Annotated in this window: 29 protein-coding genes; all 29 read left to right on the top strand. The window is 70.7% G+C overall.

What is annotated here, in order from left to right:
• Positions 1–8: 8 nt before the first annotated feature.
• Positions 9–437 carry a hypothetical protein gene (locus tag QWJ13_RS06480; protein ID WP_316521097.1) on the top strand — a complete coding sequence of 143 codons (429 nt, stop codon included), beginning with the start codon at positions 9–11 and terminating at the stop codon, positions 435–437.
• Positions 438–527: 90 nt separating this feature from the next.
• Positions 528–932, top strand: coding sequence for a hypothetical protein (locus tag QWJ13_RS06475; RefSeq protein WP_316521096.1), 405 nt, complete (start codon positions 528–530; stop codon positions 930–932).
• A 32-nt stretch (positions 933–964) separates the two neighbouring features.
• Complete coding sequence (locus QWJ13_RS06470) at positions 965–1798, top strand: hypothetical protein (protein WP_316521095.1); 834 nt, start codon at positions 965–967, stop codon at positions 1796–1798.
• A 542-nt stretch (positions 1799–2340) separates the two neighbouring features.
• Positions 2341–2769 carry a hypothetical protein gene (locus QWJ13_RS06465; protein ID WP_316521094.1) on the top strand — a complete coding sequence of 143 codons (429 nt, stop codon included), beginning with the start codon at positions 2341–2343 and terminating at the stop codon, positions 2767–2769.
• 68 nt (positions 2770–2837) lie between these two features.
• Positions 2838–2996: a hypothetical protein gene (locus QWJ13_RS06460; protein WP_316521093.1), complete on the top strand. Its 159-nt coding sequence runs from the start codon at positions 2838–2840 to the stop codon at positions 2994–2996.
• A 14-nt stretch (positions 2997–3010) separates the two neighbouring features.
• Entirely contained in the window at positions 3011–4498 is a 1488-nt protein-coding gene (locus QWJ13_RS06455; protein ID WP_316521092.1) for a DNA cytosine methyltransferase, read from the top strand.
• Between the two features lie 291 nt (positions 4499–4789).
• Positions 4790–5236 (top strand): hypothetical protein, encoded by a 447-nt coding sequence (locus QWJ13_RS06450; protein ID WP_316521090.1) that lies wholly within the window; start codon positions 4790–4792, stop codon positions 5234–5236.
• Positions 5237–5396: 160 nt separating this feature from the next.
• Positions 5397–6017, top strand: coding sequence for a hypothetical protein (locus tag QWJ13_RS06445; RefSeq protein WP_316521088.1), 621 nt, complete (start codon positions 5397–5399; stop codon positions 6015–6017).
• 92 nt (positions 6018–6109) lie between these two features.
• Positions 6110–6487, top strand: a complete 378-nt coding sequence (locus tag QWJ13_RS06440) for a hypothetical protein (RefSeq protein ID WP_316521087.1) — start codon at positions 6110–6112, stop codon at positions 6485–6487.
• A 79-nt stretch (positions 6488–6566) separates the two neighbouring features.
• On the top strand, positions 6567–6902 hold the full coding sequence (locus QWJ13_RS06435; protein ID WP_316521085.1) for a hypothetical protein: 336 nt from the start codon (positions 6567–6569) through the stop codon (positions 6900–6902).
• 49 nt (positions 6903–6951) lie between these two features.
• Entirely contained in the window at positions 6952–7278 is a 327-nt protein-coding gene (locus tag QWJ13_RS06430; protein ID WP_316521084.1) for a hypothetical protein, read from the top strand.
• A 12-nt stretch (positions 7279–7290) separates the two neighbouring features.
• The gene (locus QWJ13_RS06425; protein ID WP_316521083.1) at positions 7291–8265 is read left to right on the top strand and encodes a hypothetical protein; all 975 of its coding nucleotides are present in this window, start codon (positions 7291–7293) and stop codon (positions 8263–8265) included.
• 100 nt (positions 8266–8365) lie between these two features.
• Positions 8366–8665, top strand: coding sequence for a hypothetical protein (locus QWJ13_RS06420; RefSeq protein ID WP_316521082.1), 300 nt, complete (start codon positions 8366–8368; stop codon positions 8663–8665).
• Between the two features lie 70 nt (positions 8666–8735).
• Positions 8736–9038, top strand: a complete 303-nt coding sequence (locus tag QWJ13_RS06415) for a hypothetical protein (protein WP_316521080.1) — start codon at positions 8736–8738, stop codon at positions 9036–9038.
• 56 nt (positions 9039–9094) lie between these two features.
• A complete protein-coding gene (locus QWJ13_RS06410) occupies positions 9095–9541 on the top strand; it encodes a hypothetical protein (protein WP_316521079.1) in 447 nt (148 codons plus the stop codon).
• A complete protein-coding gene (locus tag QWJ13_RS06405) occupies positions 9538–10023 on the top strand; it encodes a hypothetical protein (RefSeq protein ID WP_316521078.1) in 486 nt (161 codons plus the stop codon). The genes QWJ13_RS06410 and QWJ13_RS06405 overlap by 4 nt, the downstream gene beginning before the upstream one ends.
• A gap of 24 nt (positions 10024–10047) precedes the next feature.
• The gene (locus QWJ13_RS06400; RefSeq protein WP_316521076.1) at positions 10048–10188 is read left to right on the top strand and encodes a hypothetical protein; all 141 of its coding nucleotides are present in this window, start codon (positions 10048–10050) and stop codon (positions 10186–10188) included.
• Between the two features lie 27 nt (positions 10189–10215).
• The gene (locus tag QWJ13_RS06395) at positions 10216–11334 is read left to right on the top strand and encodes a SpoIIE family protein phosphatase (protein WP_316521075.1); all 1119 of its coding nucleotides are present in this window, start codon (positions 10216–10218) and stop codon (positions 11332–11334) included.
• Positions 11335–11463: 129 nt separating this feature from the next.
• Positions 11464–11742, top strand: a complete 279-nt coding sequence (locus QWJ13_RS06390) for a hypothetical protein (RefSeq protein ID WP_316521074.1) — start codon at positions 11464–11466, stop codon at positions 11740–11742.
• Positions 11743–11798: 56 nt separating this feature from the next.
• Positions 11799–12155: a hypothetical protein gene (locus tag QWJ13_RS06385; RefSeq protein WP_316521073.1), complete on the top strand. Its 357-nt coding sequence runs from the start codon at positions 11799–11801 to the stop codon at positions 12153–12155.
• Positions 12156–12197: 42 nt separating this feature from the next.
• Positions 12198–12551 (top strand): hypothetical protein, encoded by a 354-nt coding sequence (locus QWJ13_RS06380; RefSeq protein ID WP_316521072.1) that lies wholly within the window; start codon positions 12198–12200, stop codon positions 12549–12551.
• A gap of 24 nt (positions 12552–12575) precedes the next feature.
• Positions 12576–13232 carry a hypothetical protein gene (locus QWJ13_RS06375; protein ID WP_316521071.1) on the top strand — a complete coding sequence of 219 codons (657 nt, stop codon included), beginning with the start codon at positions 12576–12578 and terminating at the stop codon, positions 13230–13232.
• Entirely contained in the window at positions 13229–13840 is a 612-nt protein-coding gene (locus tag QWJ13_RS06370) for a hypothetical protein (protein ID WP_316521070.1), read from the top strand. The genes QWJ13_RS06375 and QWJ13_RS06370 overlap by 4 nt, the downstream gene beginning before the upstream one ends.
• Positions 13841–14003: 163 nt before the next feature.
• Entirely contained in the window at positions 14004–15107 is a 1104-nt protein-coding gene (locus tag QWJ13_RS06365; RefSeq protein ID WP_316521069.1) for an N-6 DNA methylase, read from the top strand.
• A 207-nt stretch (positions 15108–15314) separates the two neighbouring features.
• A complete protein-coding gene (locus QWJ13_RS06360) occupies positions 15315–16073 on the top strand; it encodes a hypothetical protein (protein WP_316521067.1) in 759 nt (252 codons plus the stop codon).
• Positions 16074–16200: 127 nt separating this feature from the next.
• Positions 16201–17055 (top strand): hypothetical protein, encoded by an 855-nt coding sequence (locus QWJ13_RS06355; RefSeq protein WP_316521066.1) that lies wholly within the window; start codon positions 16201–16203, stop codon positions 17053–17055.
• A 17-nt stretch (positions 17056–17072) separates the two neighbouring features.
• Positions 17073–17390 (top strand): DUF6349 family protein, encoded by a 318-nt coding sequence (locus QWJ13_RS06350; RefSeq protein WP_316521065.1) that lies wholly within the window; start codon positions 17073–17075, stop codon positions 17388–17390.
• Positions 17391–17412: 22 nt separating this feature from the next.
• The gene (locus QWJ13_RS06345; RefSeq protein WP_316521063.1) at positions 17413–17757 is read left to right on the top strand and encodes a hypothetical protein; all 345 of its coding nucleotides are present in this window, start codon (positions 17413–17415) and stop codon (positions 17755–17757) included.
• A 281-nt stretch (positions 17758–18038) separates the two neighbouring features.
• Positions 18039–18431: a hypothetical protein gene (locus QWJ13_RS06340; protein WP_316521062.1), complete on the top strand. Its 393-nt coding sequence runs from the start codon at positions 18039–18041 to the stop codon at positions 18429–18431.
• Positions 18432–18554 lie beyond the last annotated feature (123 nt).

Raw genomic sequence — 18554 nt, 5'->3', positions numbered from 1 at the left:
ATTTAAACATGAAGAGGGGGGAAACCCCCGAGACGAAGGGAATCGAAATGCTGCCCACGCTCATCACCGTCAAGGACGACCAGGGGCGCCCCACCTACGCCCTCGACTACTCCAGCATCCTCGACCCGCTCGTCCGCGCCATCGCCACCGAGCGCGCCGAGAACGAAGAGATCGACAACGAACTCGACCAGATCGCCGCCCTCGCCCAGAGCGTCAACGCCGCCCCCGACCGGGACGCCGCCGACGCCCCCGCAGCGGAACTGTCCAACCGCGTCGACGACTTCCTCGACTTCCTCGGCCACCGCCGCCACGAACTGCCCGCCGAACCCAACCAGTTCGACATCCGAACCGCCCGGCGCCTCTCCGCCCAGCTCCGCGCAATGGCCACCGCGCTCACCACCTGGTCCGACCAGCACTCCGTCGAGCGCGCCGCCTAACCCCCCTCGCGGCCGGGGGTCCACACCCCCGGCCGCCCCAAACTTGTATGGGAACTCATGCAAGAACTCCACATCATGCACGGAGGGACCGTGCCACCACTCCACACCCCCACCCTCGCCGACACCTACCGGCCGATCACCGACCTCGCCCGCCGGGCCGGCATCCCCTTCCACCTCGCCGCCCAAAGCCGACACGCCAGCCTGCACCTGCACCTGCCTGACGGCGCCCTCCTGGCCGTCACCGACGACGGCATCGGAGGAGCCGCCGCCCACAAGCCCAGCGGCGCCACCGGCTGGCAGATCACCCGAACCCTCCCCACCGGCCAGCGAGCCGTCATCTACGACTCCACCCTCCTCGGCGACGACCACCACCTCGGCACCAACCCCAGCCCCGTCCTCGGCGCCATCGCCCGCTACCTGCCGCCCCCACCCTCCCCGAAGCCCACCCGCACCCGACGACGCGGCCTCCTGACCCGCCTGCTGCGCCTCACCTGACCCCGCCGACACACGACCTCTTGGAGCCCCTGGTGACCTTCGCGCCACTACCCACCCATCCCCGCGTCACGGACCCCGAATGGCAGGCCCGCTACGAGGCCTTCGGGCCCCTGACCGCCGCGCTGCGCCGCCGCGGCTTCGTCACCGACATCACCTCCGACGGCGACACCGAAGCGATCACCGCCGAACTGCCCGACGGCAGCTACCTGCGAATCGACACCGGCAACGAGATCGGAGACCTCCCCGACGACATCGACGCCGCCATCGCCTGGCGGGCGATCAGGGGCAGCAGCGACAACCCGACCGTCCGCGACAGCGTGTACGACTCCACCCCGGACGGGCCCGACCTTCTCAACGGCGCTCTCCTTTCCCCGCTCCTTGTCACCATCGACACCTACCTCGGAGCGCGAGGAATAGCCCTGCTGACCGTCCCCCACGCCCACCCCGCCGTCGTCACCGTCACCACGATCCACGACCACGGCCCCGCGACCTACGAGGTCAGGAAGGCCTTCCCGGGCGCAAGCCGGGAAGCCGCCCGGTATGCCTGGGCGGTCGCACGAAGCCAGCCCGCCGGAATCACCCAGCAGCACCTGAGCCCCGACTGGCCCCGCTACGCGCTAGCCGACCGCGACCGTACCCGGGTCGTCCAGGTGACCCTGGCGGAACTCGCTTCCGGCAGCCGAACCCCGCAGGGCACGTGCACCTGCCGGCTCGTCCACCCCCAGACCTCGCAGGAGGACGAGCAGCTCGCCCGCGAGATCGCGCACGCCATCAAGATCGGCGACGCGCCCGGCACCTACCTGGCCACAGCCCGCCTCCTCACCGCGCCCCAATGCCCCGCGCGGATGGCGGGCCCCCGTGGCTGACCACCCCGACGGCCGGCTGGGCGACGACTTCGAACCGCCCTTGGACTTCACCGGGCTCTTCTGGGCGAGCCCGCCGGTGCCGCCCATCTGGTCCCCCGCCGGGCCAAGGAGGCGCTGCGCCGCCCACCCCGGGAACGCCGACACGGCCCCCGCGACAACAACCCGCACCACTGACAGGCCCGGAACGGAACAACCCGTGGACGCCATCCAGATCATCGCCCTCGCCCTGAGCGGCACCGGCTTCGCCCTGTCGCTCTGGGCGGCCCGCATCGCCTACCGCGCCCGCAAGCGCCCCTGAACACCCCGGCCCGCCCGGGCCCGGCCACCCGCCGGGCCCGAGGCGCCCACCACCTCTCCAGACCGCCCCGGCCGAGATCACCGCCGCCCTCGCCGCCCACCAGTGTGCCCCCTGCGAAGACCGGGCCACTGAGAGCAGCCTCATCGACGACTGGCGCCGCTGGACCCCCTTCCTGCGCCGCGCGGCCCGGCATCGCGGCGCCCGCGCCTACTGAGCACCCTGCAACCCTCCCGGAGACCCCGTCATGACAATGCACTTCCGTATCGTCCAACGCACCGGCGAACCCGACGACCCGGACCACCGGTACGAGACCACCGCCCTCGGGCTGAGCGCCCTGCGCAGCACGATGCGCCGGTTCGGGATGCTCACCGACCACCAGCCTCTGTTGTGGCCGGACCCCGACGCGCCACGGGGCCACCGTCTCTTCCAGGAGGGCCCGGACAGCACCGCCCCGAGCCCCGGCGGCATCCCCGACAACAAGCTGACCTTTCCCGGCCGCTGGCACATCAGCACCGCCGAGATCACCGCAGCCCTCGCCATGTACGACTCCTTGTTCGCTCTCCCGGCCCGGCTCGTCATCGAAGACCCCGAAGACGGATACCCCGCGTGGGTGCGCTGGATTGCCTTCCTGCGCCTTGCCACCGACCACGACGGAATCACCCGCCAGACCTGAGCACCTTCAACTCCTCAACTTGTATGGGCTCTCATCCACGAGCCCGCCATCACCTCTTGGACTTCCGCATGGCGACCCCCGACAACACCCCGTTTCCGCCCGAGATAGCCCACGCCGCCAACCACTGGCACCCCGCGATCAAGCCCTACCCCGAGCACCTCGGCGACGACCTCCCCAGTCCGACCTGCCCGCCCGCCCGGCCCCTGGCCGACAACCCCGAGAACTGAGAGGAGCCCCGCCCATGTCCATCACCTTCACCGACTTCCTGTGCGGCGCCGGCGGCTCCTCGACGGGCCTGGCCGAAGCCGGGCTTGAGCTCAAACTGGGCGTCAACCACTGGAACCTTGCGCTGGCCACCCACGCCGCCAACCACAGCCGGGCCGACCACCTGTGCATCGACGTCTCCGGCATGCCGATGCGCTACCTGCCCAGAACCGACGTGCTGTGGGCATCGGTGATCTGCACCGAGATCAGCCCCGCCGGCGGCCGCCGCCGAGAGACCCCGCAACTCGACCTCCTCGACGGCGACGACGAGTTCAAGGTCCTGCCCGACGCCGCGTTCGAGAAGACCCGGGTCACGGCGTGGTGCGTCGTGCGGGCCGCCGAGGTCCACCGCTACCGGGCCATCGTGGTGGAGAACGTGCTCGAATTCGCGACCGACTGGGTCCTGTTCACGGCATGGATCGGCGCGATGAAGGCGCTCGGCTACAACTGCCAGATCACATCGGTGAGTTCGGCGCACATCGGAGACGAGAACAACCTTCGGGCCCCGCAGTGGCGCGACCGCATCTACATCACGTTCACCCGCAAGGGCATGCGCAAGCCCAACCTCACCCCGTCCCCGCTGGCGTGGTGCTTCGAGTGCGGCGAGCAGGTCAACGCCGTCCAGACCTGGCGAGACCCGAAGATCACGATCGGAAAATACGGCAAGCAGTACGACTACCGCTGCCCGAGCACGCGCTGCCGCCACTCCCTCGTAGAACCGTGGGTGCGTCCGGCCAGCGCAGCCATCGACTTCACCGACCTCGGCCAGCGCATCGGCTCCCGCAGCAGGAAGCTCGCCGACACCACGATGCAGCGCATCGAAGCCGGGCTCGTGAAGTACCCGCATGAGCCGTACTCGATCACCCTCACCCACGGCAAGGACGGCGGAGACCGGGCCTACGCCGTCGCCGAGCGGCCGATGCCGACCCGCAGCACCAAGCAGGGCGACGCACTGATCGTTCCCGTCGGCGGCAGCTGGAACACCGAGCCCTACCCGGCGCAGCAGCCGCTACGGACCCGCACCACCCGCGAGTCCGAAGCCCTCCTCACCGCCCCGTACATCGTGGAGTTCCGCAACAACGCCTCCACCTCCTCGGTGCACGCCCCGATCTCCACGGTCAGCGCGCAGGGTAACCACCACGGCCTCGTCATGCCGGGAGGCCGCGTCGACCCCCGCGACCGCAACACCCTGGTGGTCCCGTACCGCAAGGCCACCGCCAAGCACGCCGGCTACCCGCTCCACACCCTGTCCACCCGGGACTCGGCGGCGGTCGTCGCCACCGCGGAGAGCATCGAGGACTGCTGGTTCCGGATGCTGAAACCCAAGGAACAGCTGGCCGGACAGCGGTTCCCCAGCGACTACATCGTCCTGGGCACCGGCGCCGAACAGACGATGCAGGCGGGCAACGCCGTGTCCTGCAACGTCGCCCACTGGATCGGCCGCCAGCTCCTGGAAGTCCTGTGACCGGCCCCCGGCCGCGGTGGCGCCTTCGCCCGGACCCACCACCGCGCCGCGCACTCGTCCCCGCACAGACCTCCGACCCGCAATGCCGCCACTGCGAAAGCGCCGACGGTTGGGACGGCGGCCCGCTCCACGACCGCCACATCACCTGCGTCTGCCACGACCCGAGCCACCGCCTCACCCTGCTGCGCCTCCACCGGCGCCCCGCCGACCGCCCCTGAACTCCTGCCCGGCCGCCCCGCCCCCTTCCGGGCCGGCCGGGCAGGGCACCCACCGACAAGGACCACCGAGCCCGTGTTCACCGCCCTGCCCGACACCGACCTGTTCACCCCCGTCTGCTACCGCGACGACCGCTTCAGCCCCGCCGAAGGCGCATGGGCGAACAAGACCGAACTGATCGAGAAGTGCACACCGGCCATGGCCGACTGCGTGCCCTGCCCCTACCGGGCCATGTGCATCCGCCAGACCCGCCCCCACCCCAGCAAGTTCGACGGCGTCGCCGGCGGCCGCCTGTGGCTCGGCGGCGAAGTCATCGGCACCGCCGACGGCGTCGACGACCTCGACCTGCCCCTGCCCGGCAAACCCCGCGACATCTGCGGCACCGGGGACGGCCATGAGCGGCACTACGCCGTCGGGGAGCAGCCGTGCGACCCCTGCCGGGCAGCCGTCGACTCCCCGCCGCCGGTCGAGCCGGAGACCGACCCGGCGCAGGAACAACTCCTCCTCGCGATCGCGGCCTGACCTGTGCCGCGATCCTCCCGCCGCCGATCCCCTGGCAGCAGCCGAACGAGCCGAAGGGGAGGCCCCGATGGTGAGCAGCGGCCGCAAAGGGCGCACGGCCGAAGCCCGCCCACGCCGCGGCCAGGCCCGACACCACCTCCAGCAAGAAAGTACGAACCGGATGAACACCGCCGACACCGCGACCACGCCCACGGGGCCCACCCCTCTGGTCATCGGCCTCGACCTGTCCCTCACCTCCACCGGCATCGCCGGCGTCGACTGGGCCGACGCCCTGCGGCCCGGGAACCTGCGCGGCCACCCCCGACTGGACTGGCACAAGCGGGAGATCACCGACCGGGTCCGGCGCGCGGACCTCGTCGTCCTTGAAGGGGCGGCCTACGGGCACGGCGCGCAGGCCGGGCACCATGAGCTCGGCGGACTGTGGTGGATGGTGACCCAGACGCTGTGGGAGAACGGGATCCCCTACGCCCAGGTCCCGCCGGCCTCGCTGAAGATCTACGCGTGCGGGGTCGCCAACCCTGCCAAGGACCACCCCAAGCAGGTGCGCGCGAGGGCGGCGAAGGGCATGGTTCGCGACGCCGTCGCCGAGCGGTACGGCCTGGAGTGCGAAGGCCCGGGACGGTACGACAAGGCGGACGCCGCCGTCCTCGCGCACATGGGCCGCGACTGGCTCGGCCACCCCGTGGTCGCCCTGCCCGAACGACACCGGCGCGCTCTCGCCGGCGTCACATGGCCACAGATGCAGCGGCCGACAACGAACGAATCAACTGGCTTGGCGTAGATGGGAATTGCCAGGAAAAACCTGTCGCCGGAGTGGACCCCCACCAGGAAATGAGTATAAAATATAAACACAAGGTTGGAGAAAGGACCCCGATGAGCCTGCACCGCGAAAACGTCACCTGGCAACGAGAAGACGGCACCTGGAGCATCGGCTTCTACAAGTTCACCGAACCGTGGGAGTACGGCGGCGACGACCCCGACGACTACGACCACGAGTGGGACGTCGAGTACGACCACGGCGCCTTCTGGTACCTGTCGACCGGCCACCCCACCTGGGAAGCCGCCGGGGACGAATACACCAAAACCGAGCCCAACCCCGGCGGCACGACGATCATGCGCTGGGAGTGCCCCGAACACCGCGAGGAGATCGCCCGCCTCGACGCCATCGCAGCCGAGCATCCCGCCCGGCTGGCAGCCGAGGCCCGCGCACGAGAGGCCGAGTTCGCGGCGATCATCGCCCAGTGGAAGTAACGGTGCCCCGCCGACCGGGATCCCGCCCGGCCGGCGCCCCGCCCACGACCAACCCACTCACCATCCCCGGGAGAAACCCATGACCACCGCCGTCGAACCCGCAGACCTTCGTGACCTCGCAGCACTCGGCCAGCTCCACGACTGGATCGGCCGCCACCACGACCTCGCCCCCGCCGAGGCCGCCGAAGCCGCAGCCATCGTCACCGACACCCTGGCCGGCACCTGGCGACAGATCGGCGAACACGGCGAGACCTTCCCCGAGTGGCTGAGCTCCACCAGCCCCGCCCTCGTGCAACTCCTCGCCGACACCACCGCCCAAGCCCTGCGGGACCCGTGGACCGGCTCCCACCAGCTGCGCAGCGCCCGCCTGGTTCTTGCCGACCTTGCCACCGACCGCCGCCTCCGCCACAACTGACCGCCCCAGGGCGGCTCCCGGCCGGGAGCCGCCCGAACCGAGGAAGACCATGACCACCACGCTGCAGCCCGCACTCCCCGCCCTCCTCGCCGCCGATGACCGTCGCGCCCTGGCCGCGCTGCTGGTCCAGGACTACGGCCTCACCCCGCTGGGCGCCGCCTACGCCGCCGCCGTCACCGAGAGTGCCGCCCACGGCGCCTGGGAATCCGTCGGCGGCGAAACCCCCTACGCCGACTGGCTGGCAAGCCTGCCGACCCCGATCCTCGTCGCGGCCCTGCACCTGGCAGCCGCCGCCTGCGGCAGCGACACCGCGCGGCACACCACCGAAGCCGGCGCCGCCCTCCTCAACTCCCTCGCCGACCACCTCGACCACTGACCCGGAGGCCTCATGGACGACCGATTCGCCGTTCGCATCGCACCCGACGGAGCCACGTTCCCCGTCGACACCTACCGCCGCTGGGCGATCCCGCCGCACTCCCGTGCGATCCGTCTCGGCCCCCTTCTTGTCCACAGGGCCCCGCAGGCGCACGGCCAAAGCGTCAACCGCTTCGCCAGGCACCTCTGGAGCGAGATCGCCGGAGGCGGCGCCGCCCCCATGTTCCGCGGGCCGGTCTGGGTCACCCCCCACCCGAATGCCGGCGCTCCGCCGACCCGCAACCCGTGGTACCTCGACCACGTGATCAAGGACATCCTCCGCTCGACGCCGAAGACCAGGCGCCGCCGATGGGACCTGAGCGTGGCCACCATGCCCGGTGGCCACCCCGACGGCTTCAGTGGCCACGGCATCGCCTACGACGTCGACTCGGGCCGTCGCGCGGTCGCCCTGTGCGACGCCGGTAACGGGGGCCTCGCCGGGGGGTACGCTCGACGGCACGCCGCAGCCCTCGCGGCGCGAGCCGTCGGGGCGGGCGACCCGTTCAGGGCCCTCCGGCGGCAACTTGATGTCGTCCGCGCGGAGCCGTACTCCTGGGGCGGCTCGCTGTCCGGCGTCATCGTCGCGACGTGGCGCGTACGGGACGCCTTCCTCCGGCTGGCGTGGTCCGGCAGTATCGCGGCCTACTGCCTGCGCACTCCCGGCGTCGTCTTCGGGGTGCCCGTCCGCGAGGACCGCGGAACCGGCCCGGTGGGGCCGCTGGCCTACCGGGAGGTGTCGATGCGTACCGCCAGCTGGCTGGCGCTGGCCACGCCCGGGGTCAACCTGCACGCGGCGATCAACCGGGGGCACGTGTATGAGTCCCTGGACTGCGGAGACGACCCGAAGGACGCCGCCGGGCGACTTGCCCGGGCCACGGCCTCCCCGGGCGCGGAGGGAGCTGTGCTGGTCGTCGACCTCCATCACGTTTACAGGAAGTCGGCGGCATAGAGGGGGAGTTGGGAAGTGTCGGTGTAGACACCGGCACTTAATGAGTATAGAATCTAAACATGGGCGAGGGGGGGATCCCCTCGAACCTGAGAGGACGCACATGAACTACAGCCGGCTCGCCCAGATGACCGCAAAGCGCATTCACAACCCGGGCATCAACGCCCGCCCCGTCCTCAACTCCGTGTACGTGGACGTCACCCCGGACGCCGACCGCACCGTGAAGATCCAGTTCGGCCCGGGCGCCGGACGCGGCGAGACCCACGTCGAGATCAGCCTCCTGGACGAGCGGAAGGCCACCCTCGACACCGTCGGCGACGCCTTCGACACCAACTGGGCCGCCACCAAGGCCTACAGCGCGCTGTTCGCCGCTATCGAGGTCTGGTACCCGGCCGCCACCTGATCCGGCCTCGCCACGGGGGCCGCCGCCCGGCGGCCCCCGGCCCCCACCCACACCAACACCCGGAGACACCGTGCTTCTTCGCCTCGTGATCGCCGCCGCCCTCGTCGCCCCGACCCCGGCCGCAGCCCAGCCCACCGGATGGCGCGTCGCCATCCACGTCCACGGCCCCACGATGAGCATCGCCCGGATCATGCCCGAACCCCTGTGTGCGAGCACCAGCAACCACCTGACCGAGGACCTGCTCGAAGCCGGCTACGAGTCCTACGGCGTACTCGCCCAGAGCAGCACCGACGCAGCCAACCGGGTCCGCCAGCTCTACGACACCCACACGGAACCCGCACCGGGCGAGTACCCGCCCGCGGCCGACTGCTGAAGCGGATCCGGAGCCGAAAGCCCAATCCGAACCCGAAACAACGAAGGAAGACCGACATGCCCACAAGCAACGCACCGCTCACCCCCAAGCCGCACGAGCACACCGAGAGCCAGGCCAACGCCGTACTCGTCAGCCCGGCCGGCGAGACCACGCCGGTGCACCTGCCGACCGACCCCGTCGCCCGGCACGCCGCGGCCTCGCAGCACCTTGGAGGCGAAGCCGACTACATCGGCCACACCGCGACGTGCCCGCACGGCACGCCCGTCCTCTCCACCGCCGTCACGAAGGACGGCGACACCCTGCCGGTGAACCTGCCCGCGACCCTCGCCCTGGACCTGCTCCGGGACGAACCCAGCCTGCTCACCCTGACCGGCCCGGTCCTCTTCCTCGGGCCCCCCGGCGCCGACGGGCAGTTCACCAGCCTCACGGACAAGCAGGTCCAAGGCCTCGAAGGGCTGCTGGCCGTGGTGCGGAGCGACCTCCGAACCCCGGTCGGCCCGTGAAGATCCGCATCGACCTGCACATCTCCCTCGACGCCGAACGCTGGGCCGCCGAAGCGGGCTCGGATCCGTGGGACGCCGCACGGGACGCCTGCTGGTACGTGTCCGACGCCCGGGACTGCATCCCGCACCTCGGAGAGGACGGCTGCCCGGCCGACCTGCGGGCCGTGCCCGGCTGGACCGAGGAGCAGGATCTCCTCGGCGCGGTCGAGATCCGCACGATGTGGCTGCTGGAGTGCCCGGCGGACGACTGGATCGCCTGGCGGGAAGACCCCGGCCCGTACCGCACCGCCCACACGGTCACGCCCGGGAAGGCCCGGGAGGACCTGGCCCGCACCGTCGTCGAAGGCCTCGCCGGCATGGCCCAGTTCGCCGACTCCCAGGCCGTCATGACCCTCACCCGCCCGTGGCACCAGATCTACGACAACCACTGGCGCACACACCCAGAGCAGCAGCCGGAGCACCGGCGCCGCACCCGCTGGTAGCGACCCCGGAAAGGGCCCGACCCTGTGCTGACCGCCCAGGAGTACATCACCTGCGCCCACTGCACGTTCATCGTCGAACCCGGAGGCCTCGTCGGCCTGGTCTTTGACGACCTGTGCTGCGAGGACTGCGTATACGCCCACGAGTGGGCCACCAACGGGCTCTGAGCCCATCAGACCAAGGAGACTTCAGCCATGCCCAACAGCACCTTCGCGTTCGCCGTCGACCCCGACGGCGAGCAGGACGAGATCCCCAACCCGCCGGTGCCCGCCGGCCAGCGGGAGATCCTCGTCCGGAACCTCGGCGAGGGCTACTCGTCGCTGCCGCTCGGCCGCTACACCGTGCACTGCCGAAGCCGGGAGGCCGAGGAGGAGGCCAACCGGTACAGCCAGCAGATGTGGTCCGCAATCGCGGGCGGCGGGGGGCGGGCTCCGTTCTTCCGCGGCTCGGTCCTCGTCACCGGCCGCCGGCGCCTCGACGGCACCTACACGGACCTGACCCGGGCCGATGTCGACCGCCTGTCCAAGACCGCGAACTCCACCCGGTGGGTACGTCCCGCAGGTCCCCCGATCGGCGGGGCGCAGCTGCGGGGCCAGCGGGACAAGCAGTGCGACGCTCTCGCCGCGCACCGCGACGGGAATAGCGGGGTGTGGGCGTTCGTGGTCTGCGACGGCGTCGGGGACACCGACGAGACGGCCGCGTTCGCCCGGTACGCCGCCTCGCGGCTGGCGTACCTCGCCTCGGAGTTGGGTTCCCCGGGCGACGCGATCCGGCAGGTGCGAGCCGAACTGCCGGACTGGTACCGGCGAACCGGGGTCGCGGACGGGACCACTTCCACGGCGGCCGTGGCGACCTGGCACCCCGACTGGGACGAGGTGCGCATCGCGTGGGCGGGCGACTCCCGGGTCTGGGCGTTCAGCCCGTCGGGGCACAGCGAACTGCTGACCGAGGACCACAATCTGGCCGCCGTGAAGCGGCGCCTGGGCAAGCCGGTGGGCCGGTGGGACCACAACCGGCTGCTGGCGGAAGTCGGTTACGGGGGCATCGAGGAGCGGACCGTGCACCGGGACCTCGTCGACACGCTGGTGCTGTGCACGGACGGCGCCTACCACCCGCTGGAGAAGAACGGCGCCACGCGAGCGGCCATCGACCGGTACTCCTACGTGACCCTCGACCGCTCCCTGGTCAAGTCGGCCGCCGGAGACCTGGTCGCCGACGCGGTGGAGCGGGCCGTTGCCGACGCTCGTATGAGTGATTGCGGAGAGCGGGCCGACAACGCTACGACGCTCGTGGCGGCCCTTCCGGAGATCTGACCTGCGTAAATGTAGCGCCGTCCACCCATTGAGAACTTCCTGGCGGAGTGGACCCCCATCATGAATGAGTATAGAATTTAAACATGAAGGGAGGGGGAGAGGCCCCCACCCGCCAGGGAGGGAACCACCGTGAACGCGCTCACCGCCGCCGCCGACGAGGCCCACTACTACGCCAGCCTCGCCCGCTCCCGTGCCGCCCGAGCCGAGCAGGACATCCACCGCCTCACCCTCTCCGCCGCCGCCCTCGCCCTCGACGCGGTCGCCCGACTCCTGACCCGCCCCGACCGCGAGGACGCCGTCCTCGACACCCTCGCCCTCGCCGAGAACTACGCCACCAGCCGCGACGCCGGCCCCGGCGCCCTCCCGCGGGACTTCTCCCTCGCCGTCCTCGACTACCTCACCGCCTGACCAACCCGCCCGGCCCGGGGCAGCGGCCCCGGGCCAACCACCGATCGGAGAACACCATGACCCTCCTCGCCAACATCGACTCCACGACCCTCCTCGCCGCCATCACGATGCGGGGCCCCGAGCACCACGAAGCCGCCATCCTCGACGCCGTCACCTCGGCCGACTACCTCAACCTTCGGGCCGCCAACAAGGCCTTCACCATGGTCGAGCACTCGATCACCATCGGCTGGACCGTCCGGCCCGACGCCTTCCGGGACCTGACCTTCACCCAGTTCCACGAGCTCGTCTGGAACCGCTACTACGCCGACCTGTACCGGGACTGCCTCGCGCTGGACGCCGACGCCGACCGCATCGCCGAGGTCGCCTCGGGAATCGCCGTCGCCCTGGTCGACGACCCGCAGCTCAACCCCTGACCACCCGGCCCTCCTCACCACACCTGAAAGGCCACATCCGCCATGCCCACCAGCAACACCCGAACCGGCCACAGCACCCTCGCCGAGGAACTCTGCTTCGTCCCCGAGCAGCACCTGACCGAGGTGGTGCAGACGATCGTGAGCCACGAAGTGTGCCCCGAACTCGTCATGGCCACCGGCACGCTCCTCCAGCTGGCGACCACGGTCTCCTGGGCCCGCCGCCCCGACAACCTGCTCGGCCTCGACATCGCCCAAGACCACGACCTCGTCGCTCACTTCCACTACCCCGACCTGTTCCACACCGCGCTGCACCACGCCGGAGACCTCCGCGACGTCGACCACATCGCCGACCTCGTCGGCGCCGTTCTCGCCGGCAAGACCCACCTCCACCACTGACCGGCACCACCGACGGAGCACACCATGACCGAGCCCGAACCCACCGTGGCCAGCACCCTGGCCGACACCGTGCTCTCCCTCGCCGGCCTGGGCGCAATGCAGACGGCCGTGCAGGGGGAGCCGCCCCGCCTCGACGTGATCGTCCACCGCGACGCCCTGACTGCCCGCACCGTGATCCACGGCTACCTCGACGGGCGCGCCGCGGCCCGCGCCGAGTCCCGCTTCAACCCCGCCGAGCCGCGCCTGCACCTGCACGTCATCGACTCTGGCTCGCCCAGCAGCAACCGCTCCCACGCCTGGGCGCAGACCACCCAGGACACCCCAGGAGCCCCGCACTCCGTCGCGAACCACCGGGCCAAGCTGGCCGGCCGATACCACCCCCGCGGACAGGGCTGCGCAGACTGCGGCTACTTCGCTCACCTGCCGGACGCGCCAACGTGGACCGTCGTCCTCGACGGGGACACGCAGATCGACCAGATCCGCAGAGGTCTCCTGAGCCGCCGCGAAGCCAACGCCCTCGCCCTCACCGGACGCGCCCACTTCGTCGTGACCGCCCGCTCCCTGCCCTCGGCCCACAACCGGGCCCTCGCCGTCCTCGACGACTTCCACGAAGTAGGAGGCGACATCGCCGACCACCTCCTGGTCGACGCCGAGGCCACCGAAGGGAGGGACAGTCGATGACCGGCACCGAGGAAGCCCTGCGCGCGGCGAGCACCCGACTGGGCCTGACCCCACAGGTCGAACGCGCCACCCGAGAAGCCCTGAACGCCGTCCTCAGCAGCGGCTACGACCACCGGCCGCAGGAGGAGTCGGACCTGAGCCCGGAGCAGTACAGGGCGCAACTCGCCGATGAGGCCGTCGTGGCCGTCTTCACCTATACCGCGCTGCACCTGTCCGGCCAGTACGGGCGCGCCGCCGCCCACCTGCTCCACGCCCTGAACCGCTCCACGCCGAGCCGGGCCGGGGCCCAGGCCCCGTCCGGCCCTCCGTCCCGCCCCAGCACGAACAGCGACCCGGCACATGACGACGCCCGGCTCGCCACCCTCGACCAGGCCACCCGGCTCCACCTCAGGGACCTCGCGGGGACAGTCATCGCCCGGCAGGCCACATGGCAGCTCGCCGTGATCAGTGGCGACGAGCAGCGCCTCGCCGCGGCCCGCACCGCGGCCCTGCCGGCCATCCGGCGCCTGCTCGACGCCCAGCTCGACGCCCGCCTCATCACCACCGAACAGCACGAGCAGCGGGTCCGGGCCCTGGAGACTGACGACAGCACCCTCGACGTGGAGTAGTGAACACGCCTCGCGCCGTCCAGACGGAGCCCACCCCCGCCGGATAGGCGCGGCACGGGCAGGCTCCGCCGACTGAACCCCTCCTCAGCACACCCACGCGGCCCGGCCGGTCGCACTCCACCGGCCGGGCCTTTCCATTCCCAAAAACAGAGGACAAACCGTCATGAAGCGGTCTCAGCAGCTCGACCTGTTCGCCCAGCCCGACGACGAGGAGCCCCGCCCGGCCCAGGCACAGCCCCGGCTGCGCATCGTGGCCGCACCGGCCGCCGACCGGCGAACCGCCCCCGCGCACCTGGCCCCCGTGGCCATCCCCGGCCTGGAAGTCGCCCCGCCGACGCCCCCGTCCGCACCGAAGCTGAAGCCCCGGGCCTTCCCGGTGCCGTCCGGCGTCCGAGCGCACGAGGCGGCACTGCGCATAGCCGAGGCCGCTGCCGGCGCCTGGCACAGCCACCACGGCGGAAGCCGGATGGAGATCCCCGTCGGCGTGGTCGCGGCCCTCGCCCTGTGGCCCCTCAAGGGCCCGGACGCCCCGAAGCAGGCCGACTGGATGCTCGGCCTGAGCTCCACCGACCTCGTCCGTCTGATCCGCGAATGCTGGGCCTACTGGTGGATGCGCCGCCCCGACCTCGTCCACCGCGCCGCGCCGATCGCCTCCTGGACGGAAGAGACCTTGAGCAAGCACGAACTCGCCTGCGTGCGGGCCGTCGCCCACGCCGCGATCACCAGCGGCCTGCTCACCGTCACCGGCTCCAGCGACCCCTGCGACCTCGCCGAGTGCGACCTGATGTCCTGGATGGTCACCACGTTGCGCAGTAAGGGCTCCAGAGAGGCGCTGGGGGAGTACCACACCCCGCCGGAGGTCTGCGAGCTCATGGCCCGCATGCAGCTCGACGACTGCTCCGAGGTCCAGCCGGGGTACAGCTTCTGCGACCCTGCGGGCGGTACCGGCGGGATGACCCGCGCCATAGCCCAGGTCCTGCGCGAGCACCGGATCGACCCGGCCACCTGCCGCTGGCACCTGAACGACATCGACTCGATCGCCGCAGCTGGCGCGGCCGTCAACATGATCCTCTGGGGGCTCGGCCCGAACACCACCGTCTGGCGCGGGGATGTGCTCGCCGAGGGCGATACCGAGCGTCTCGCCCTGGCGGAGAAGGCCGCCATCTTCAGGCACCGGGACAGCCTGCTTGGCGGTGCGACGATGATCGCCGCCGTCGGCAGAGCGGAGGCGATGCTCGCCGGAGTCGCGGGGGACAAGGTGGCCTGACCACGGGAAAAGAAGAGTGGACACCTGATTTAAATGAGTATAGAATCTAAACACAAGGGAGGGGCCCCGCGGAGGAGGTTGTTCGCGATAGGGGCCCCAGCTCGAACCCGGCTGGGCCGGATTGGCGAGCCGATGGCGCCATCCCAGCTGAGTATAAAACATAAACAATGTGGGTTGGGTTCACCCCACCCGCGAAGGGACCACTCCGTGCTTCTCACCACCACCACCCTCACCACCACCTTCCAGGACCTCGCAACCCGCCTCGACGGCTACATCCCCAACCCCCGCCCCGGTGACGACCCCGACGTCCAGCGCCTCACCAACCACGAAGGCCGAAGCATCAGCGCCCGCATCCGATGCGACGGCGTGACCCTCCAGCTCTGGGTCACCGCCCCCGGCCGCCGCCCCAAGGAACCTCAGCCCACCCGGCGCGGCGCCCTCCCTCCCGGCAGCAGCTACCACGCCGTCATGCACCTCCACGGCCTCGACGGCGACCCGGCCGAGCTCATCCACGCCACGCTCCTCCGCGACCTGCTGCCCACCTTCGACAACGCGCCCCTCTACGTCGGCCACCGACCCTGGGAAACCACCACCACCAACCGGCCGGACACCCCGGCACCGACCGAATCCGACCCGCACAGCCCCACGCCCGCCGACACCACCGACCCGGCCGCCCCTACGCCGACGACCCCGGACACGAGCGAGCCCGACACCCCCACACCCGCACAGCCCTCCCACACCCCCAAGCCGAACGCCAGGGCCCCCCGCAAGCGCGCAGCCACCACGCCCCGAACCCCGGCCGACAAGCCGACACGAGCCCACAAGACCGCCACCAAAGGCGCCGGCACCAAGCCCACCGCCGCCCGCAAGGCAACGACCAAGGCCACCGCCGAGAAGAAGACGACTACCCGCACCAGCACACCCCGCACCCGCAAGACCAGCACCGCATCCACCAGCCAGAACTAACCCGCCCCCGGGAGCCGGCCGAAGCCCACTGACCCGCCAACGCCACCCGCGAACCACCCCGCCACCCGAACCACACCCACCCCGGGGGAGCCCCCCACCTCCCCCGGGGCCAGCCGAGGAACCCATCGTGAACACCCTGCGCGAACTGATCACCACCGGCCTCCACCAGCACGGCATCACCACCACCTGCGGCGGCCACGCCTCCGCCGGCGCCTCCTGGGTCGCCGTCACCCTCCCCGACAACACCGTCATCTGGACCACCGACAACCACGCCACCGTCGAACGCGACGCCGCCGGGATCGGCGGCCTCCACGCCATCCACTACCTCGGCGACCCGAGCGACGCCCTCCCCCAGGAGCAGATCACCCTCGTCGACCGCAGACTCGACCGCCGCAACAACCCGGCCAAGGCCGTCACCGAACTCGTCGACACCATCGCCACCTACGTCACCAACTGGCCCCACAGCCCGGCCGCCCGCCACCCCGAACGTCGGATCGGCGCCTACGGCGTCATGGACCTCCCCGCTCGCCTCCTGCGCCGCGGCGACGTCATCGTGCACACTGCCACCGGCCACGAGTCCGTCGTCACCAGCATCCGGCACCGAGGCCGGGGCGAATACCGGCGTACCACCCGCACCGTCACTCCGCCCACCCGCGGCTCCATGACCAGCCTGCCCGACACCTGGTGGAAGTTCCCCACCACCCTGTCCCGCAGCGGCAGCACCATCGTGCCCGTCATCGCCCACCGCCATGTCGACCCCAACACCCTCCCCAGGATCCCCTACCCCCAGGTGCCCGCCGCCTTCACCGACGGCGACCACGTCGTCCACGACAAGGTCATCTGGGAACGCACCAACGGCACCTGGACCAATCACACCCACACCCGCAGCACCACGCCCGTCGGCGACGAAACGATCCTGCGCCTGTTCACCGAAGACGCCCGCCTCCGCCAAGGCATCCCCACCCACCAGCCCGCCGCCTGACCCCAAGGAACCCGCCGATGCTCAACCTCGCCACCCGGATCCGCCAGCACCACAACGACGCCGTCGAAGACGCACTCGACCACGCCCACCCCGGCTGGCGAGACCTGCCCGCCCTACCCCAAGGCGCTACCAGGAAGAGCGGCGCCCAACTCCGCGCCCACCGAGACGCCGTCTACCCGCCCGGCTGGTTCGATCAGGGAGGCCCCTACAAGGTCCTCACCGCCACCGCCAACGATCGGCGCGAAGCAGGCAAAGCCCCCGGCGGCGGCTACCTTGTCAAGGTCCACCAGCCTGGGCGCACCGAAGACACCTCGCAGCAGTTCGGTCTGCTCTGAACCTGAACGCGAAAGCACTCGAATGACCGACACCCCTGAACTTGAAACCTTCCGCACAGCTCTCCGAGAGGAACTAGTGCTCTTGTGGGGAGACCTTCTGGCGGCCACAGACCAGGCCATCAACGGCACATGGTCAATACGGTGCGACGCGCTTGTGGCGCGCATCACGAAGATCACCATGCTCATCGGCCCAGCTGACTGGAGGGAGGTGCCCATGACGATCGTGGAGAACGGTCTCTACGAGCAGATCCACACCCACATGGGGGTCAGCGCCCCGGTCGACCATAAAGCCCTCGCCCGAACCAGAGCTGGCGCTGATGAACTCAACCGACGGGCGGAACTCTCCAGGCGGCAACGCGGCCTCTAGCAACCAGGCTGCCCCACGCGCGTTCCATCCGTCTGAGTTCTTCAGGGTCCACGGGAGCCGCTCCTCCGCCGAGATCCGGAGCCACTCCAACCGACCGACCCCCGCAGTCTGCAACGGCCTGATCTGGGCAGACGCCCCTTCCAGTTGCCGTCTTGACGCCCGGGAGGTGGCTCCCGAACTCGCCGGAGACCTGCTCCTCGAACACGTCGACGAACTCAATCCGTCCCATCAGGCCCGCTCGCCAGCAGCCCATCACGCCCAGCACTCACCCGCGGAGCCCCGTGTACTACATGTTCCCCGGCGAAGAAGCCACCGCTAGCGAACTCGCCATCGCCCTTCGCCATCTCAAGCGTGCCACCCCGCCACGCACCGTCAACCTCACCAACCTCGTCGAAGCCACCGCTCACTGGACACTTCACAACCCTGACCTCGCCACCGCCCATGCGGCCTTCGCCACCGCCAGGGCCGCCTACTGGCCGTACAGCGACACAGACGAAGCCTGGGCGGCCCTCGCGACCGCAGCAGTCGCCCTCGCCGAACGCCTCGACCAGTTCGGCGACACGCAGCTCGAACAGTGCGACCACAGCCTCAAGGACGGCACCGCTTGCCCCGGGATCCTCGACCTCATGGGGACCTGTCGCTACGCCAGCCATCATGAAGGCGATCCCAAATAGCCTGTCACGCTCGGTAGTGTTCGCCCCGTTGCTCGTAGGCCTTCCGGGCGGGTGAGCAGTCGGATATTCTCGCCGAATCGAATATCTGACGGGACTTCGCATGCCGTTGGATATGTGAGATGG

The sequence above is a fragment of the Kitasatospora brasiliensis genome (assembly GCF_032654805.1).
Taxonomy (GTDB): Bacteria; Actinomycetota; Actinomycetes; order Streptomycetales; family Streptomycetaceae; genus Kitasatospora; species Kitasatospora brasiliensis.
The sequence above is the reverse complement of the archived record's forward strand: the minus strand, read 5'-3'. Positions and strand labels throughout refer to the sequence as shown.

Excerpts from the sequence above, each read along its gene's own strand:
- QWJ13_RS06480 (WP_316521097.1), top strand. The coding sequence starts at position 9 with ATGAAGAGGGGGGAAACCCCCGAGACGAAGGGAATCGAAATGCTGCCC.
- QWJ13_RS06465 (WP_316521094.1), top strand. The coding sequence starts at position 2,341 with ATGACAATGCACTTCCGTATCGTCCAACGCACCGGCGAACCCGACGAC.
- QWJ13_RS06460 (WP_316521093.1), top strand. The coding sequence starts at position 2,838 with ATGGCGACCCCCGACAACACCCCGTTTCCGCCCGAGATAGCCCACGCC.
- QWJ13_RS06455 (WP_316521092.1), top strand. The coding sequence starts at position 3,011 with ATGTCCATCACCTTCACCGACTTCCTGTGCGGCGCCGGCGGCTCCTCG.
- QWJ13_RS06445 (WP_316521088.1), top strand. The coding sequence starts at position 5,397 with ATGAACACCGCCGACACCGCGACCACGCCCACGGGGCCCACCCCTCTG.
- QWJ13_RS06440 (WP_316521087.1), top strand. The coding sequence starts at position 6,110 with ATGAGCCTGCACCGCGAAAACGTCACCTGGCAACGAGAAGACGGCACC.
- QWJ13_RS06435 (WP_316521085.1), top strand. The coding sequence starts at position 6,567 with ATGACCACCGCCGTCGAACCCGCAGACCTTCGTGACCTCGCAGCACTC.
- QWJ13_RS06430 (WP_316521084.1), top strand. The coding sequence starts at position 6,952 with ATGACCACCACGCTGCAGCCCGCACTCCCCGCCCTCCTCGCCGCCGAT.
- QWJ13_RS06425 (WP_316521083.1), top strand. The coding sequence starts at position 7,291 with ATGGACGACCGATTCGCCGTTCGCATCGCACCCGACGGAGCCACGTTC.
- QWJ13_RS06420 (WP_316521082.1), top strand. The coding sequence starts at position 8,366 with ATGAACTACAGCCGGCTCGCCCAGATGACCGCAAAGCGCATTCACAAC.
- QWJ13_RS06410 (WP_316521079.1), top strand. The coding sequence starts at position 9,095 with ATGCCCACAAGCAACGCACCGCTCACCCCCAAGCCGCACGAGCACACC.
- QWJ13_RS06395 (WP_316521075.1), top strand. The coding sequence starts at position 10,216 with ATGCCCAACAGCACCTTCGCGTTCGCCGTCGACCCCGACGGCGAGCAG.
- QWJ13_RS06385 (WP_316521073.1), top strand. The coding sequence starts at position 11,799 with ATGACCCTCCTCGCCAACATCGACTCCACGACCCTCCTCGCCGCCATC.
- QWJ13_RS06380 (WP_316521072.1), top strand. The coding sequence starts at position 12,198 with ATGCCCACCAGCAACACCCGAACCGGCCACAGCACCCTCGCCGAGGAA.
- QWJ13_RS06375 (WP_316521071.1), top strand. The coding sequence starts at position 12,576 with ATGACCGAGCCCGAACCCACCGTGGCCAGCACCCTGGCCGACACCGTG.
- QWJ13_RS06370 (WP_316521070.1), top strand. The coding sequence starts at position 13,229 with ATGACCGGCACCGAGGAAGCCCTGCGCGCGGCGAGCACCCGACTGGGC.
- QWJ13_RS06365 (WP_316521069.1), top strand. The coding sequence starts at position 14,004 with ATGAAGCGGTCTCAGCAGCTCGACCTGTTCGCCCAGCCCGACGACGAG.
- QWJ13_RS06350 (WP_316521065.1), top strand. The coding sequence starts at position 17,073 with ATGCTCAACCTCGCCACCCGGATCCGCCAGCACCACAACGACGCCGTC.
- QWJ13_RS06345 (WP_316521063.1), top strand. The coding sequence starts at position 17,413 with ATGACCGACACCCCTGAACTTGAAACCTTCCGCACAGCTCTCCGAGAG.